Origin of the sequence: Nocardioides bruguierae (assembly GCF_023554635.1) — a bacterium.
Lineage (GTDB): Bacteria > Actinomycetota > Actinomycetes > Propionibacteriales > Nocardioidaceae > Nocardioides > Nocardioides bruguierae.
In genome coordinates, this window is the sequence record NZ_JAMJPH010000027.1 from 73050 (window position 1) to 89041 (window position 15992).

General features: G+C 74.3%; 14 protein-coding genes. 8 read left to right on the forward strand and 6 right to left on the reverse strand.

The annotated features are described in order from the left end of the window. Positions 1 to 150: 150 nt before the first annotated feature. The 3 genes from M8316_RS15480 to M8316_RS15490 are packed head-to-tail and all read right to left on the reverse strand — an operon-like array spanning position 151 to position 4048. On the reverse strand, positions 151 to 609 hold the full coding sequence (locus M8316_RS15480) for a hypothetical protein (RefSeq protein WP_250056008.1): 459 nt from the start codon (positions 607 to 609) through the stop codon (positions 151 to 153). Next, positions 606 to 2564 carry a primary-amine oxidase gene (locus M8316_RS15485; RefSeq protein ID WP_250056010.1) on the reverse strand — a complete coding sequence of 653 codons (1959 nt, stop codon included), beginning with the start codon at positions 2562 to 2564 and terminating at the stop codon, positions 606 to 608. Before M8316_RS15485 ends, M8316_RS15480 begins: the two co-directional genes overlap by 4 nt. Continuing rightward, positions 2561 to 4048 (reverse strand): APC family permease, encoded by a 1488-nt coding sequence (locus M8316_RS15490; RefSeq protein ID WP_250056012.1) that lies wholly within the window; start codon positions 4046 to 4048, stop codon positions 2561 to 2563. Before M8316_RS15490 ends, M8316_RS15485 begins: the two co-directional genes overlap by 4 nt. Before the next feature lie 250 nt (positions 4049 to 4298). On the opposite strand from M8316_RS15490, the gene M8316_RS15495 reads away from it, so the two are divergent. Together M8316_RS15495 and M8316_RS15500 are read left to right on the forward strand one after the other, a co-directional pair. Then, positions 4299 to 5807: an APC family permease gene (locus M8316_RS15495; RefSeq protein ID WP_250056014.1), complete on the forward strand. Its 1509-nt coding sequence runs from the start codon at positions 4299 to 4301 to the stop codon at positions 5805 to 5807. Next, a complete protein-coding gene (locus M8316_RS15500; RefSeq protein ID WP_250056016.1) occupies positions 5804 to 6481 on the forward strand; it encodes a helix-turn-helix domain-containing protein in 678 nt (225 codons plus the stop codon). Before M8316_RS15495 ends, M8316_RS15500 begins: the two co-directional genes overlap by 4 nt. 65 nt (positions 6482 to 6546) lie before the next feature. Here the strand turns inward: M8316_RS15500 and hpxO are convergent, their stop codons facing one another. Beyond that, positions 6547 to 7704 carry an FAD-dependent urate hydroxylase HpxO gene (hpxO, locus tag M8316_RS15505; protein WP_250056018.1) on the reverse strand — a complete coding sequence of 386 codons (1158 nt, stop codon included), beginning with the start codon at positions 7702 to 7704 and terminating at the stop codon, positions 6547 to 6549. A 263-nt stretch (positions 7705 to 7967) separates the two neighbouring features. Between hpxO and M8316_RS15510 the strand changes: the two genes are divergently transcribed. From M8316_RS15510 to M8316_RS15520, 3 genes are all read left to right on the forward strand, one after another. Continuing rightward, positions 7968 to 9215: an ATP-binding protein gene (locus M8316_RS15510; protein WP_250056020.1), complete on the forward strand. Its 1248-nt coding sequence runs from the start codon at positions 7968 to 7970 to the stop codon at positions 9213 to 9215. Between the two features lie 61 nt (positions 9216 to 9276). Continuing rightward, entirely contained in the window at positions 9277 to 10065 is a 789-nt protein-coding gene (locus M8316_RS15515) for a glycerophosphodiester phosphodiesterase (RefSeq protein WP_250056022.1), read from the forward strand. Positions 10066 to 10116: 51 nt separating this feature from the next. Then, positions 10117 to 11085, forward strand: a complete 969-nt coding sequence (locus tag M8316_RS15520; RefSeq protein WP_250056024.1) for a DUF5926 family protein — start codon at positions 10117 to 10119, stop codon at positions 11083 to 11085. 95 nt (positions 11086 to 11180) lie between these two features. Here M8316_RS15520 and M8316_RS15525 read toward each other — a convergent pair whose 3' ends face one another. Together M8316_RS15525 and M8316_RS15530 are read right to left on the reverse strand one after the other, a co-directional pair. Next, positions 11181 to 12371, reverse strand: coding sequence for an adenylate/guanylate cyclase domain-containing protein (locus M8316_RS15525; protein WP_250056025.1), 1191 nt, complete (start codon positions 12369 to 12371; stop codon positions 11181 to 11183). After that, positions 12358 to 12735 (reverse strand): Crp/Fnr family transcriptional regulator, encoded by a 378-nt coding sequence (locus tag M8316_RS15530; protein ID WP_250056026.1) that lies wholly within the window; start codon positions 12733 to 12735, stop codon positions 12358 to 12360. The genes M8316_RS15525 and M8316_RS15530 overlap by 14 nt, the downstream gene beginning before the upstream one ends. 207 nt (positions 12736 to 12942) lie before the next feature. Here M8316_RS15530 and M8316_RS15535 point away from each other — a divergent pair, with 207 nt between their 5' ends. From M8316_RS15535 to M8316_RS15545, 3 genes are read left to right on the forward strand one after another with little or no spacing between them, the layout of a single operon-like run. After that, positions 12943 to 13455 carry a SigE family RNA polymerase sigma factor gene (locus tag M8316_RS15535; RefSeq protein ID WP_250056027.1) on the forward strand — a complete coding sequence of 171 codons (513 nt, stop codon included), beginning with the start codon at positions 12943 to 12945 and terminating at the stop codon, positions 13453 to 13455. Next, positions 13452 to 14681, forward strand: coding sequence for a hypothetical protein (locus tag M8316_RS15540; RefSeq protein ID WP_250056028.1), 1230 nt, complete (start codon positions 13452 to 13454; stop codon positions 14679 to 14681). Before M8316_RS15535 ends, M8316_RS15540 begins: the two co-directional genes overlap by 4 nt. Before the next feature lie 43 nt (positions 14682 to 14724). Next, a complete protein-coding gene (locus tag M8316_RS15545; RefSeq protein WP_250056029.1) occupies positions 14725 to 15792 on the forward strand; it encodes a WD40 repeat domain-containing protein in 1068 nt (355 codons plus the stop codon). Positions 15793 to 15992 lie beyond the last annotated feature (200 nt).

Here is a 15992-nt window from a genome sequence, read left to right on the forward strand (position 1 = left end):
CCGGCGGTGGTCGAGGTGTGACGAGCCCTGGCGAGTCCTGGCGAGGAACCACGAGACCCCCCGCACCTGACGACGGCGAGTGCCGAAGCCGGGTGCGGGGGTCTCGTGGCTCAGCCGTGGACGGCTTCGCACCTCGACCACCGGCGGTGATCAGGCGGGGGCGAGGACCTCCCGACGGCGACGCAGGGCGGCGACGGCCAGGGTCGCGAGCGCGCCGAGCGCCAGGAGCACCTCGGCACCGGCGACGACGGAGGCGACGTGCATGAGGTCCCAGCCCGCGCCGGAGGCGTGCGCCGCGGCGTGGTCGTGGGCGCTCATGTCAGCCATCCCGGCCATCCCCGACGACGAGGACGACGAGGTGGTCATCGACGACATCGCCACCCCGTGCACCACCAGCATGGCGACGTTCACGCCCGCCGCCATCGACCAGGTCATCACGCTCCCGCCCCGCCACAGCGCGGGCACGCACGACAGGCAGGCGGCCGCGGCGACGAGCATGCCGAGCGCGAGGGCGAGCGGCAGGTCGAACGTCGCGACCACGTGCAGCGTGACGCTGGTCAGCGCGAGGACGACGGCCAGTCGGCCGACGAGGACCATGCGCGCGCTCATCCGCGGCCCTGGCAGTGCGGGGTGGTGCCGGAGGGCACGTCGAGCGCGGGGTTGCGGTCGAAGAACCCGACGGGCTTGAGCTTGAAGCCGGTCATGTCGACGGGCATGACGGGCCAGTCCTCGGGCCGCGGGAAGTGGGTGAGGCCGAAGGTGTGCCACACGACCAGGTCGGCGCCGTCGACGTCGCGGTCACCGGCGACGAACGAGTCCAGGCCGTCCTTGCCCGTGGACTGGTTGACCATCTCGCCGGCGGGCCAGCGCTGGCCGTCCTCGTGCGCGGAGACCCACAGGTGGTGGGTGGCGAAGGCGCCGCGCTGCGCGATGACCGAGGAGGGGTCCGCGAGCAGGGCGGGCTGGCCCTCGGGGTGCAGCGCGTAGCCGACCGGCTGGCCCAGGCGGTTGTTCTTCTCCGGGTTCGTGATCAGCCAGGTGCGCGACTTGAGGTTGTCGGCGTCGCGGATCGCGTCCTGCTCCGTCTTGAGCCGGGTGTGCTGCTGGCGGAACGCGTTGCCGTGCGGGTTCTCGGGGCCGACGGGCACGCGGACGGCGTCCACCTCGTCCACGGCGTTGACGTGGCCGTCCACCGCCATGTCGAGGCGGGCGGAGAACAGGTGCTGGTGGAACGGTGCGCCCAGGCCGGGGGCCATCTCGGTGGCGAACCCGTCGGGGCCGGTGAAGGCCGAGGTGAACACGATGCCGGTGGCCTTGGCCTCGAGCTCGATCGTGCCGTCGAGGTAGAGGTACCAGTAGAAGCCGTAGTCGTAGTTGCCGATGGTGACGAAGAACGAGATCACCATGCGCCGGTTGCGGCGGGTCTCGGCCATGCCGTTGAAGAGGTCGGTGTGCTTCCACAGCACGCCGTAGTCCTCCTCGTGCATGCAGATGGCGTTGCGCATGGTGCGCGGGTTGCCCTGCTCGTCGGAGATCTCGGCGTCGACGTAGGTGATGTCGCCGAGGCAGTCGCAGCCCAGCTCGAGGGCGTTGGTGTAGCGGCCGAAGACGTACTCGCCCTGGTCGAAGTAGTTGATCCAGTAGCGCGAGGGCTGCGGGTCGCCGTAGGGCACGACCATCTCGGGGATGGAGGCGCGGTTGATGATCGGCCGGACGCCGCCGGGCGCCGAGTCGTCCTTCCAGCCGATCTGGTGCAGCACGAGGCCCTCGCGGGCGTCGAAGGTGAACCGGAACTGCCAGTTCGCCCACTCGACCAGGTTGTCGGTGACCGTGAACGAGGGGCCCTCGGGCTGGGTGATCTCGATGGGCTTGAGGTCGGTGCGCGTCGGGGAGGCGTGCGGCTCGGCGTCCCACTGGGCGCGCTCCGTCGGCACGTCCATCACCTTGTTGTCGTCCACGTGGAAGACCTCGCCCTTGGTGAGGTCGACGTAGGCGCAGACGCCGTCGATCGGGTGGCCCCAGGGCAGGTCGGCGTCGTCGAGCTGGAGGAAGGCCAGCACGCGACACATGCGGCGGCCCACCTCGTCCTCGTACCCGAAGTTGCCGGGCGAGAGCGGCACGGCGCGGACCATCATCGGGTCGATGCCGCGCTTGCCCAGGGCGGCCAGCCACGCGTCGGAGGTGAGCAGGATGGCCTCGATGTCCTCGAACTCCTCGTCGAGGATCGGCCCGTGGCCCTCGGCCGCGGTGTCGACCACGCGGGTGGAGACGACCACGCCCGCGGTCACGTCGACGGTGGCGGTGGTGACGCCGCCGGTCGCGCGGTCCACGAGGACGGCGGTCGCGCACCGGGTGAACGGCTGGCCGGGCTGCCAGGCGAGCAGCTCGGCCTTGGGGGCCTCATCGAGGCCGATGTAGCCGAAGCGGACCTGCTCGCCGAGCAGGCCGGCGGCCTCGACGATCGCCTTCGTCGCGGCGATCTCGGCCGCGCTCAGCATGGAGAGCGGGTGCTCCGTGCTCGGAGCCGTGGTGGACGCGGTGCTGGAGTGGGCGGTGGCGGTCATGCGGACTCTCCCTGGGTGAGCGGGTCGGTGGCGAGCGGTGCGGTGGTGCTGGTGACGGCGCTGGAGACGGCGCTGGTGACGGGCGGCAGGCCGGCGACGACGGCGCCGACGAGGAACGACCCGGCGAGGACGACCTCGAAGACGGCCGCGACGGTGGAGGACCCACCGACCAGCAGCGTGAGGTTGTCGAGGGTCATGACGACGAGGACGCCGAGGCCGACGACGGCGAGCGTGGGGGCGACCAGGCCGGACCAGGCGGGCGCCAGGCCGCGGTGGCGGCTGAAGAAGACCAGCGCGGCCAGCGAGGTCAGCAGCATGAGGGCGAGCAGGCCCACGACGGCCATGCCGGCGAACCAGGTGAAGATCTCGTTGACCGGGTCGAGGCCGGCGACGGCGCACCCGGCGAGCAGGACGAGGCCGATCACCGTGGTGGCGACCGAGGCGACGTGCGGGGAGGCGTGCTTGCTGTGGGCGCGGGCGAGCCCGGCGGGCAGCACGGCCACCTCCGAGTCGGGGTCGCCGAGCGTGAACAGGTAGCGCGAGAGCACGTTGTGGAAGGAGAGGATCGCGGCGAAGACGCTGGTCACCAGCAGCACCTCGACGACGTCGCCGACGGCGGAGCCGAGCACCAGCGTGGCGGTCTCGCTGACCATCGTGCCGGGGTCCGCGGCCGCACGGGCCACGGCGCCGGCGTCCCCCCACCACGAGACGAGCGCCCACGCGGAGAACGCGTAGAAGACGCCGATGACCAGCAGCGCGGCGTAGGTGGCACGGGGCACGGTGCGGTCGGGGTCGCGGGCCTCGTCGCGGAAGATCGCGGTGGCCTCGAAGCCGATGTAGCCGGCCACGGCGAAGATCAGCGCGATGCCGGGGGCCCCGGTGGTGAAGGAGGTCGGGCTGAACGCCGCCGTCGCCAGGCCCTCGCTGCTGCCGCCGCCGCGGGCGACGATGACGACGTCCATCACCAGGACGACGGCCACCTCGGCGACCAGCAGGACGCCGAGGACCTTGCCGGAGAGGTCGATGTGCCGGTAGCCGAGCACGCCCACGACGGCGAGGACGAGCAGCGACCACACGGGCCAGGGCAGGTCCGGGCCGCCGTGGCCGGTGACCAGGGCGCCGGTGGCCGCGCCGATGAAGCCGTACACGGCCAGCTGGATCGTGGCGTAGGAGACGACCGCCAGGAGGGCGGCGCCGACGCCGGCGGGGCGGCCCAGGCCGCGCGCGATGTAGGTGGAGAACGCACCGCCCGAGCGGACGTGCTTGGTCATGGCCGTGAAGCCGACCGCGAAGAGCAGCAGCACGAGCGTGCAGACGACGTAGGTCGCCGGGAAGCTCGCGCCGTTGCCGGCGGCGATGCCGATCGGCACGGTGCCGGCGACGACGGTCAGCGGCGCGGCGGCGGCCACGACCATGAAGACGATGGCGCCGGGCCCGAGGGAGCCGGTGAGACGGCCTCCGGTTCCGGTGGGGCTGGTGGTCACGAGGACCTCCTCGCAGTCAGAGCGGGTGCGGTGCCGGGCCCGGGCTGCGCTGCCCGTCCGGCGGTCGGCACCAGCCTGGTGAGCCCGCCTTGCGGCTGTGTCTCGTCGGCGTGAAAGGCCTGCGACCTCAGTCGGGAATCGTGTTGCGGGGCCGTCTCGCTCGGGGGCCCTGCGGATTCTCATTCGGCGACGCGGCGCGTTCACACGTGTGTTGCCGGGGGGCGTCGTCGGGCCGACTAGGTTGCCCGCCATGCCGGCTCCGTCCCCCTCGCCCCTGCTGCGCCGCTCGCCGGTCAGCGGGCTGGCGCGGCGGACCATGGCCTTCCCCGAGGTGCTCGCCCAGTCGGTCGCGGCGGTGGCGCCGTCGGCGGTGATGGTGACCGTGCCCGCCGTCGTCCACCCCGTGGCGGGGGCGTGGAGCGCGCTCGTCTTCGCGCTCGTCGCTGTGCTGATGACGGGCGTCGGTGCGGCGGTCAACGTGTTCGCCGGGCGGATGGTCGGCGTCAGCGGGCTCTACGGCTTCACCGTGCGCGGCCTCGGGCCGGGCCCGGGCGTCGTGGCCGGCGCGGCCATGGCGATCGGCTACGGCGGCGCCGCGTGCGTGGGGGTGCTGGGGGCGGGCCAGTTCGGCCTCGCCGCCCTGGACGACGGCGCGCGGCTGCTCGGGTCACCACCCGGACCCCTGGGCGACCCCGGACCGGGGCTGAGCGCGGTGGCCGCGGTGCTGGCGGCCGTGGGCGTGGTCGTGCTGCTGGTGCGCGGCGTGCGGGCCTCGGCGCGCGCGGTGCTGGTGACCGAGACGGTCGCGATCACCGTCGTCCTCGTGGTGCTGGTGGTCGTGGCGGCCTCCGACCTGTCCATCTCCGCCGGCCTCACCACCGCGCTGGCCCCCGGCCAGTGGGGCGTGGCGCTGCTGCTGGCGACCATGGCGTTCGTGGGGTTCGAGTCCTCGACGACCCTGGCCAGCGAGTCGCGCCAGCCGATGGTGACGGTGCCCCGGGCGGTGCGGTGGACCCCACTGGTGGCGGCGAGCCTCTACGTCGTCGCGAGCCTGCTCTTCGGTGCTGACCTCGCGGCCGGCGGCACCTCCGACCGGCTGGCGTGGAGCCTGGCCGGCGGCGACGGCGCCCCCGCCCTGGAGCTGCTGCTCAACCTCGGCATCACCGCCTCCTGGGTGGCCTGCGCGCTGGGCTCGGTGACCGCCCTGGCCCGGATCGTGTTCACCATGGCCCGCGAGGGGCTGCTGCCGCCGGTGCTGGGGCGGGTGAGCGCCGCCAGCGGCACCCCGTCCGCGGCGATCGTGCTGGTCGGCGCGCACCTCGCCGTCGTGCCGGCGGTGCTGCTGCTCGTCGGGTTCTCCGTGCCGGCTCTGTTCGTGCTGGTGATGACCATGTCGGCGTTCGGCTACCTGCTCGGCTACGTGCTGGTCTGCCTCGCCGCGCCCGCGCTGCTGGGTCGGCTGGAGGAGCGCACCCGGCTCGGTGCCGTGGTGCCACGGGTGGTGGCCGGCGTCCTGGTCGTGATCGTGCTGTGGGGCGCGGCGACCGGCGGCGCCTGGGCCGTCGGCGGGTTCGTGGCCTACGGGCTGGTCGTGGGGGCCGCGCTGGCGCTGTGGCGTCGGCGCGCCCGTCGCCGGGGGCTCGCGCTGGGCCTCTACGACGAGCCGACCCGCGCCGACGTCCTGCGGCCCGACGCCCCCGGTGCTCGCCGTTCTCCCGGTGCTCCTGGTGCTCATCGTTCTCCGGGGACCCGCCCGTGAACGCCCCGGCCGGGCCGCCCGCGGGGGACGGCGGCATCATCGGCGGACGCCAGCCCCGGGCCGTCCAGAGCGCGCTGCGGGTGCTGGAGGCCGTGGCCGTCGAGGGCGACGGGGTCACCGCCAAGCAGATCGCCCAGCGCCTCGGCATGGCCCCGGCCACCGTCTACCGGCTGGTGAACATCCTGGTCGCCGAGGAGTACCTCGTGCGGCTGCCCGGGCTCCAGGGCTTCGCGCTGGGGGTGCGGATGGGGGTCTTCGTGGACGCGGCGGGCGCCGGTGAGTCACCCGTGCTGGTGAAGGCCGCCCGGGACGTGCTCGCCGGCCTGCGGCTGCGGGTGCGGGTCGGCATCCACCTGGTGACCTACCACGGCGAGCTGGTGCGGTTCCGCGACGTCGACCAGGACTTCCCGCCGCCCGTGGGCGAGGCCCAGCTGAACCAGGTGCTCGACTCCTGCGCGCTCGGCGAGCTGCGCGCCGGCGGCGCCGCCTACGTCCACCGCCGCGAGGACGTGGCGCCCGGCTGCGCCTCCCTCGCCGTGGCCGTCACCGACGAGACCGGTCACGTGCACGCCGCGGTCTGGCTCGTCGGCGCGCCCGGGGGCGTCGACGTGGCCGTCGCGGCCGTCGAGGACCTGCTGCCGCTCGTCCAGGGGCTGGACCCGCTCCTGCGCTGAGACCGTGCGCCGGCGGTCTCGAGGCTCGTCGCCGGCGCTCCTCGCACCTCGACCACCGGGGGCCGTCAGGCGAAGGGTCCGCCCACGATGTTGCCGACGATCCCGGCCATCACGCCGGTGCCGTCCTCGGTGGCGAGCTCGCGGTACCAGGCCTGGGTGGCCTCGGGGTCGTGCCCGTGGGTGACGGCGGAGCGCTTGCGGGCCTTCAGCACCAGCTCGGCGGCGCGCTCGGTGCGGGCGGCCTGGTACCGGGTGAGCGCGGCGAGCGGGTCGTCGCGGTGGGCGGCGAGGAGGCCGGAGAGCACGACCGAGTCCTCCAGCGCGGAGCAGCCGCCCTGGCCGATGTCGGGGGCGGTGGAGTGCGCGGCGTCGCCGAGCAGGGCGACGCGTCCACGGACCCAGGTGTGGATGGGGTCGAGGTCCCAGATCTCCACGCGGTTGGCGGTGCCGGGCTCGATGGCGTCGATGAGCTTCTGCACCGGCGGCGCCCAGTGGCCGAACACCGAGCGCAGCTCGTCGACGACCTTCTCGCGCGGCACGTCGGCGCCGGCGGGGGTGACGTGGTCGAACCAGAAGTAGAAGCGGTCGCCGGCCACGGGCATGACGGCGCAGCGGCGGTTCTCCCCGACCCAGGTGGTCCAGTGGGTGGTGCCGGTGATGGCCGGGTCGGCCGGCACCAGCCCGTTGACGTTGGTGTAGCCGGTGTAGCTGCGCTCGACGTCGTGGCCCAGCACGTGGGCGCGGGTGCGGGAGCGGGCTCCGTCGGCGGCGATCAGCAGGTCCGCGGTGGTGGTGGAGCCGTCGGCGAAGGTCGCGGTGACGCCGTCGTCGTCCTGGGTGATGTCGACGACCTTCGCGCCGAAACGGATGTTCTCGACGCCCACGGCCTCCATCAGCATCGCCTGGAGGTCGGCGCGCGCGACGGGGTAGGACCGCTGGCCCGTGCCCTCGTGGACGGGCGCGAGCGGGAAGTCGCAGAGCGTCTCGCCGGTGAGGGCGTCGGCGTAGGAGAGGTGGTCCATCCGCCCGCCGAGCGCGGCGACCTGCTCGCCGACGCCGAGGTAGTTGAGGCACTTGATGCCGTTGGACCACAGCGAGATGGCGGCACCGACGGGCTTGTTCTCCCGGACCTGCTCGACGATCTCCACCTCAATGCCGTGCCGCTGCAGCCCGAGCGCGATCGAGGTTCCGCCGATGCCGGCGCCGACGACGAGGATCTTCATGACGACGACCGTAGGGAACTCGTGTTGCGGCAATGTGAAACGGCAGTTTCAGGCTGATTCGGCGTGGGAGGGCCCGGGCCGGGGATCGTCGAACGATCGATCAAGGGCCGTCAGGTTCGTCGAACGTTCGACCAATGCGGGAAGGCCCCCGCCGGCGCGGCGACTGGGGGCCCCGTTCTGTCGGGCTCCTGCCGGACGAGAGCTCGATCAGACCCGCTAGTGAAATCTGCCGGATCGCCTAGAGAGCCGGATACGGTCCCATCGTGGACCCGATTCGCAACCCCTACGCCCCCGGCGCCGGCCAGCGCCCGCCCGAGCTGGCGGGGCGCGACACCGAGCTGAGCACGTTCGACGTGGTGCTCGAGCGGGTGGCGCGGGGCCGGCCCGAGCGGTCGATGGTGCTCACCGGCCTGCGGGGCGTGGGCAAGACGGTGCTGCTCAACGCCCTGCGCGGAGCGGCGGTGCGCCGCGGGTGGGGGACCGGCAAGCTCGAGGCCCGGCCCGACCAGACGCTGCGACGGCCGCTCGCCGGCGCCCTGCACCAGGCGGTGCGCGAGCTGGGGCACCCGTCGGCGGAGGAGTCCGACCAGGTGCTCGGCGTGCTGCGCGCCTTCGTCGAGCGCGAGGCGGGCGCGGACGCGAAGCTGCGCGACCGGTGGAGCCCCGGGATCGAGGTGCCGGCCGCACGCGGGCGGGCCGACTCCGGCGACATCGAGATCGACCTCGTCGAGCTGCTCACCGACGTCGGTGGCCTGGCCGCCGACGTGGGCAAGGGCGTGGCCGTGTTCATCGACGAGATGCAGGACCTCGGCCCGGCCGACGTCTCGGCCCTGTGCGCCGCCGTCCACGAGATCGGTCAGCAGGGCCTGCCCGTCATCGTCGTGGGGGCCGGGCTCCCGCACCTCCCGGCCGTGCTGAGCGCGTCCAAGTCCTACTCCGAGCGGCTCTTCCGCTACGCACGCATCGACCGGCTCACCACCGAGGCCGCCAACCGTGCGCTCGCCGCGCCGGCCGCCGAGGAGGACGCCGAGTTCACCCCCGACGGCCTGGCCGCGATGTACCGCGCCACCGGCGGCTACCCCTACTTCATCCAGGCCTACGGCAAGACGGTGTGGGACCTCGCCCCGCGCAGCCCCATCACCGCCGAGGACGTCGAGGTCGCCGCCCCCGAGGCCGAGGCCGAGCTCGCGGTCGGGTTCTTCGGCTCCCGCTACGAGCGGGCGACGCCCGCCGAGCGGGACTACCTGCGCGCCATGGCGGACGCGGCGGCGCAGCTGGCTCCGCTGGCCGAGCCGGCGAGCGACCAGCCCGACACCGGTGCCCGACCGGCCGTGGAGACGGTCGAGTCCGTGGCCACGTCCGACGTGGCGGCCGTGCTGGGCAAGAAGCCCCAGTCGCTCTCGCCGGCGCGCGACGCCCTGATGAAGAAGGGGCTGATCTACTCCGGCGAGCGGGGCCGCATCTCCTTCACGGTGCCGCACTTCGGCCGGTACCTGCGCGGCCAGGACTGACCTGGGCTCCCGGGGCGGGTCCTGCCCCGGCGTCCCCGACCGGCACGACACAATGGCCGGCATGCGTCCGCAGGTGCTGGCCCATCGAGGTGCGAGCCACGACCACGCCGAGCACACGCTCGGGGCCTACGAGGCGGCGCTCGCCCAGGGCGCGGACGGCCTGGAGTGCGACGTCCGCCTGACCGCGGACCTGCACCTGGTCTGCGTCCACGACCGCAGCACCCGCCGCACCACCGGGTTCCGCGGCGTCGTCTCCACGATGGACCTGGCCACGCTCTCCGAGCTGGACTTCGCGTCCTGGAAGCACCCGTGGGCCGAGATGGACGACGAGCGCCCCGACCTGGACCCCGAGCGCGGCCGGGTGCTGACCCTGCGGCGCCTGCTCGAGGTCGTGGCGGCGCAGGACCGCCCCGTGCGGCTCGCGATCGAGACCAAGCACCCCACCCGCTACGGCGGCCTGGTGGAGAAGAAGGTCGTCGAGCTGCTGCGCGAGTTCGGGTGGGACGGCCCCGACAGCCCCGTCCGGGTCATGTCGTTCAGCTACACCGCGCTCCAGCGGGTCGAGCGGATGGCGCCCGGGCTGCCGCTGGTGCAGCTGATCGAGCGCCAGGCCATGTGGCCGATGCTGCGCCAGGTGGTGCCGGGCGACCGCATCCTCGGCCCCGGCATCGAGCTGCTGCGCGAGCACCCCCGGCTGGCGAAGCGGCTGGGCGACGGCCGCCACGAGCTGCACGTGTGGACGGTCAACACCGAGGAGGACCTCCGGCTCTGCCTCGACCTCGGGGTCACCGCCGTCATCTCCGACCGTCCCGCCCACCTGCGCAGCCTCGTGGACGCCCTGCCGGAGTAGCGGCGCCCGCGGAGGCGGCTCCCGGCCGGGGCTCGCGGTAGGTTCGCGCCCATGGCGAAGAAGTCCCGCAAGAACCGCGTCGCAGCCCCCGCCGCCGGCTCCTCCGACGGCATCAGCCCCCGGCAGCCCTGCCCGTGCGGCTCGGGCCGTCGCTACAAGGCCTGCCACGGCGCCGCCGGTGGCCCCGCCCCGGTCTTCGTCTCCCGTCCGTTCGAGGGCATGGCCTCGGAGACCGACGTCGTCGCGCTGCGCGAGCTGGTGCCCGCCGGCACCGCGCCGCTGACGGTCACGGACGCCGGCGACCGCGAGGTCCTGCTCTGCACGCTGCTCCCCGGAGCGGCCCCCGCGCTGGTCCGCGAGAACGGCGACATCTGGCTCGGCCTGCAGGTCCAGCACGCCTACGGCGACCCGTCGCGCGACCTGGGCGCCGTGCTCACCGCAGCGATCGCCAAGGCCGAGGCCGGCGAGAGCGGCATCGTCGGCCTCACCTCCGCGCCGGGCCTCGACGCCCCGCGCCTGCAGGACATGGTCACCGACACCGCGCTCACCGTCACCGTGCACGACGGCTTCGACTACTGGATCGCCGACGCCGCCGCCGAGGACCGCGACGCCCTCGCGGCCGCCCTCGACCAGGCCAACGGCGCCGCGGCCCCGACCGCCCGCCTCACCGGCGTGACCAGCGCCTACTGGACGCACATGGGCGACCGCGAGTTCCTGCGCTGGACCCGCCCCGAGGCCGAGGACGTGCTCCTCTCCGCGCTGGCGATCCTGCACCGCACCGGTGACGACGTGCTCGTCGAGGGCGCCCGGTTCGTCGGCATGTTCCGTGCCCACGGCCTGCTCACCCCCGTCTGGGACCTCCCGCTCGGCACCGGCGCCGAGGCGCTGGAGGAGCCGGCGGAGGCGTTCGAGAAGAAGCTCACCGCCGTGCTCGCCGAGCTGGAGGGCGGTCGCGAGCTCACCTCCGAGGAGCGCTCCGCCCGCGACGGCTACGCGGGCCGCCAGGTCACCATCCGCTGACCCGCCAGGGGGTTTGGCGGCACCGCTCCGGAGCCGTAGCGTGACCCCCGCACCCGGCCGTTGCTGTGTCCCCCGTCAGCAGCGGTCGGGTGCCTTCATTCCGGAGACTCCTCCGCCGGCGGCGGGGGCTCGGGCGGTCGCACCAGCCACGGCTGGAGCTTGCGGTAGCCCTTGACGGTCGTGCGGTGCAGCCGCTTCAGGCGGACGTCGGGGGCGTCGGCGAGCACCTCGGCCGCGCCGTCGTCCACGAGGATCGCGCCGGGGCGGGCGATCGAGGTCAGGCGGGCCGCCACGTTGACCACCGGGCCGAGCACGTCGCCGAGCCGGGCCACGACCTCGCCGTAGGCGATGCCGACGCGGACGCGGGGGAACGGGTCGTCCTCGTCCTCGCCGCGGGCGGTGAGGTCGCAGGCGATCCGCAGGGCCTCCTCCACGGTGTCGGCGACCAGCAGCACCTCGTCCCCGATGCTCTTCACGATGCGCCCGCCGTGGTCCACGGCCGCCTCCGCGCAGGCGTCCTCGAAGGTCTCGATGAAGTCGACCAGCTCGGGCTCGCGCAGGCCGCGCGCGGTGCTGGTGAAGCCGACGATGTCGCAGAAGCAGACGGCCAGGCTGAGGATCGGGTCGGAGGCCGGGTCCTCCGGCACCTCCTCCCCGGAGGCCAGCCGTCGGGTGGCGGACGCGGCCAGGTGCCGGCGCCAGGCGTAGGACTGGAGCCGCTCGACCCGGGGGAGCACCTCGTCGGCCAGGGCCTGGAGCAGCAGGGCCGGGTCGCCCTGCACCTCGTCCATCTGGCTGACCGCGACGCGGGCGAGCAGGGAGGTCTGCCACTCGGCCAGCCGGGCGAAGGAGCGGCCCCAGGTGCGCACGAGCGCGGTGCGGCTGCCGGGGTCGAGCACGCCGAGGGCCTCGAGCTCGGCGGTGATCCGCAGGGCGGTGACGTCGGCGTCGGTGAAGGCGACCTGGTCGTCGTCGGCGTGGGCGAACCCCAGGGAGCGCCACAGCGACTCCGCCACGTCCATGGGGACGCCGGCGCGGGCCGCGACCTCGACGCGGGTCAGGTGCGGGGGCCCGCCCAGCAGCAGCTCCTCGACGTTGCCCAGCGCGGCGACCAGCCCGCGGGTGGTCTCGGCGCGGTCGTCGGGCGGCGCCAGGACGAGGTCGACGGTCGGCTCGTCGGTCAGGTCCGGGTGCTGGCCCGGGTCCTGGCCCGCGTGCTCGTCCCCGTGCTGGTCCGCGGCGTCCGCGACCGTCTCGGGCGCGGCGGACCGCTCACGCCTGCCCACCGAACCGCTCCCGGGCCGTGTGCTCCAGCGCCTGGGCGAAGGACGGCATCTCGTCGGCCAGCCCGCGCAGGGCCTCCGGGGTGAAGTGGATGAGCTCGAGCCGGGTGAGCGCCACGATGCTCGCGGTGCGCAGCGACTGGTTCATGATCGCGGCCTCCCCGACGATGTCGCCGGGCCCGAGCACCGCGACCTCCTCGCCGTGCGAGCGGACCGAGACCTGGCCCTCGAGGATCACGTACGCCTTGTCCGCGCCGGTGCGCTCGGAGATGGGCGCCCACCCGGCGGGCAGGCTCACCTTGGTGCCGCGGGCGCTGATCTGGGCGATCTCCTGGGGCGAGAAGGCACTGAAGAACGAGTCGGCCATCGCCGTCCTCTCTCTGATGGTGGGCTCCGAGCTCCCCCGGCGCTGAGCCTCCGGGGTCCGCTGCTGACGTGTCAAGCGTCACAACGCCTCGAGGGCGTCGGGGTCACGCCACCGGAGGGGGGAGGGGGACCGGACATCCTGACGTCCGGCCGGGCATGACTGAACCGCTCGCGTCGGAGCTGCGTCAGGGAGGGCGTGGAGGCACTGATGACAGACAGGGGCAGCGACGGGAGGCCCGGCTCCTTCGAGGAGCTGGTGGCCGCTCGGTCCGCTGCGCTCTACCGCACCGCGTACCTGCTCACGGGGCACGCCGGCGATGCCGAGGACCTCGTCCAGACGACGCTGGAGAAGCTGTGGGGCGCGTGGCGGAAGGTGGCGCGGGCCGACAGCCCGGACGCGTACGCGCGTCGGGTCATGATGAACGCGTTCCTCTCGGGACGCCGGAGGCCCGGCGTCCGGCGGGAGCGACTGGTCGAGTCGCCGCCGGACCTGCCGGCGCCCACGGGCACGAGCGCGGACGACCGGCTCACGCTCTGGCCCGCCGTGCTGGCGCTGCCCGAGCGGCAGCGCGCCGTCGTCGTCCTGCGCTTCTACGGGCAGCTGACCGAGGCCGAGATCGCCGAGGCGCTGGGCATGGCGCGCGGCACCGTGAAGTCCACGTCGAGCGCGGCTCTGCGCAACCTGCGCAGCGCCCTGGAGCAGCAGGAGGGGGAGCGATGAGCACCGAGACGGACCTGGAGCGGCTCCTCGAGGCCGAGCTCGGCGGTGTGGCCGAGCAGGTCGGCGAGCCGAGGGTCGACACCCTCGGCATCGTGCGACAGGCACGGCAGGACGCCTCCAGCCGGCGCGGCCGCTACGTGCTGGGCGCCGCGGCCGCCGTGGTGGCCGCCGTGGTGGCCGTCGCGGCCCTGGTCGCGCTGCCCGACCGGGACGGGTCGGTGCCGCCGGCAGCCGGACCCACCGCGAGCGAGGGCGCCACCGACGCCGACTCCGCCACCGACGACGCGGATCACAGCGACGTCGTGCCCTACGTGTGGCAGGGCCGCCTCTACGTCGGCGGCCAGGAACTGCGGCTCTACGACCCCTACCTCGGGCTCACCTGGGCGCGGAGCACCGTCGTCCTCCACGGCGGCAACGCGGACGTGGTGCCGGTGTGGACCCGCGACGGCTCCGAGCCGCAGCCGCTGCCCGTGGCGACCGACGACGCAGGCTCCCCGCTGTACGTGAGCGGGGTGGAGGTCTCACCCGACGGCGGGACCGTGGCCTGGATCGAGCAGCTGGCGTTCGACGACACCACCGCCGGCGAGGACGTGACCGTGCAGGTGGCCCGGATGGACCTGGACACCGGCGAGGTCCAGCGCACCGCGGTGCTGGACTACCCCGGGGAAGGAATCTCCGGCGGGCGGGTCCAGGCCGCGTGGGACGACGGGACCGTCGTCATCACCGGCACCCCGCTGCGGGTCTGGCGCCCGGGTGGGCGCCTCCAGGAGGTGACGTCGGGCGGGGACCCGGTCACGGGGCGCTCGGGTGTCTCCCTCGGCGAGCCGCTGGTCGAGATCGAGACGGACGGAGCAGCCGCGCTGGCGTCCCTGCGCCCGAACGGCACCGTGGGCGGGTCGATGGTGCTGCCGCAGACCAGCCTGCCCTGGGGCGCGCTGTCGCCCGGGGGTGGCTGGTACGCCCGGGTCTGGAGCAACGACGACGAGGGGCTGCTCGTCTCCGACCTGAGGACCGGTGAGGACGCGGCACCGACGCTCCCCGAGGCACGGGGCGACTGGGTGCCGGTCGCCTGGGCGAGCGAGTCCGAGCTCCTCGTCCTGGACGTGAAGGACTGGTGGCGGGAAGAGACCCGCATCTTCTCCGAGCAGCGCTGCGACGTCTCCACCGGCGTCTGCGAGGAGGTCGAGGAGGACTTCCCCCGGGCGACGGTGCAGCTGCCGGACTGACGGCCGGGCACAACCTTCCGTCGCTGACCGTCGTCCCACGGGCATGGAGAACACCGGAGGACGACAGGTGACCGTGGTCGTGGTGGGGCTGGCCCTGCTGCTGGCCGCGGCGGTGACGGGTGTGCTGGTGCTGCGCGGGAGCGAGCCCAGGAGCACGCCGGTCCGGGCGGAGGAACCGGCGACGGGCATGGCGCCGTCCGTGCCCTACTGGCGCGGCGGCGCCGTCGACCAGCGTGGCCTGGTGTGGAGTGGCGACCTCGTCGCGATGCCCAGGCCCACGGCGCTGAGCTGGGCGGACGGGGTGCTGGCCGTGCGCTCCGACGAGGGCGTCCAGGTGCTGACCGGGCCGGAGGAGGAGGCGTTGCGGCTCGGCCCCGAGGAGGGCGCGGGGCTACGGCTCGCACCGCGCGGCGGCCACGCCGCGTGGCTGCGCACCGTGCGCGAGACCACCCTGGCCGACGGGTCGCTGCGGCGGACCGTGCGGGTCGTCGTGCAGGACCTCGACAGCGGCGAGCGCACCCGCAGCCTCCCGCTCACCAGCAGGATCACCTGCTGCGACGCCGGCGGCTCGGCGACGCTGGCAGGCGTCTCGGACGACGGGGCCGCCCTCGTCTCGTTCGTGGGCGGAGCCAGCCTGCGGATGCTGCCCGACGGCACCCTGCAGCAGCTACGTCTGCGTCCCGAGGCGACCTCCGGGCTGCAGCACCCCACCTGGCCCGGTGGCGTGACCTGGACCGACGGCGACGGGGCGCTGCACCTCGCCGGGCTGACCGGGACCGGCGAGGGCACCGACGCCCGGGCCGTCGACGCCGGGGTCGGTCTCCTCGCCTTCAGCCCGGACGGCGGCCGCGTGCTGCGTGCCCGCGGCGGCCGGGTCGAGGTGCAGCCGGCCGACGGAGGCGCCTGGTCGCGGCTCGACCTGCCCGCGGGGCCCGCCTGGCGGGTCGCTGCCCTGCCCGACGAGGCCACGGTGCTGGTCGCCACCGACAACGCCACCGGCACGGCACGCCCGCGCGCCCAGCGCTGCGACCTCGACGCGCTCAGCTGTGTGCCCGTTGCCCTGCCCGCCGTCCGCGTCGTCCTGCCGGGTGGCCCGACGACGTCCTGGTGACCGCGCTTCCCCGACTGCGCCTCCCCGGTAGCGCCTCCCCGGTAGTCCGTGACGTTCTGCAGCCGACACGCCGGGTGGATTCAGCCTGTCGTCGCAACAGGTGGATCTGACTCGCCCGACAGTAGTGCGTCGAGTTCCTCCGCGGGGGTGCGCCACTTCAGTGTCTTGCGAGGACGGGCGTTGAGCTCGGCGGCGATCTG

Excerpts from the sequence above, each read along its gene's own strand:
- M8316_RS15480 (WP_250056008.1), bottom strand. The coding sequence starts at position 609 with ATGAGCGCGCGCATGGTCCTCGTCGGCCGACTGGCCGTCGTCCTCGCG.
- M8316_RS15485 (WP_250056010.1), bottom strand. The coding sequence starts at position 2,564 with ATGACCGCCACCGCCCACTCCAGCACCGCGTCCACCACGGCTCCGAGC.
- M8316_RS15495 (WP_250056014.1), top strand. The coding sequence starts at position 4,299 with ATGCCGGCTCCGTCCCCCTCGCCCCTGCTGCGCCGCTCGCCGGTCAGC.
- hpxO (WP_250056018.1), bottom strand. The coding sequence starts at position 7,704 with ATGAAGATCCTCGTCGTCGGCGCCGGCATCGGCGGAACCTCGATCGCG.
- M8316_RS15515 (WP_250056022.1), top strand. The coding sequence starts at position 9,277 with ATGCGTCCGCAGGTGCTGGCCCATCGAGGTGCGAGCCACGACCACGCC.
- M8316_RS15520 (WP_250056024.1), top strand. The coding sequence starts at position 10,117 with ATGGCGAAGAAGTCCCGCAAGAACCGCGTCGCAGCCCCCGCCGCCGGC.
- M8316_RS15530 (WP_250056026.1), bottom strand. The coding sequence starts at position 12,735 with ATGGCCGACTCGTTCTTCAGTGCCTTCTCGCCCCAGGAGATCGCCCAG.
- M8316_RS15535 (WP_250056027.1), top strand. The coding sequence starts at position 12,943 with ATGACAGACAGGGGCAGCGACGGGAGGCCCGGCTCCTTCGAGGAGCTG.
- M8316_RS15540 (WP_250056028.1), top strand. The coding sequence starts at position 13,452 with ATGAGCACCGAGACGGACCTGGAGCGGCTCCTCGAGGCCGAGCTCGGC.
- M8316_RS15545 (WP_250056029.1), top strand. The coding sequence starts at position 14,725 with ATGGAGAACACCGGAGGACGACAGGTGACCGTGGTCGTGGTGGGGCTG.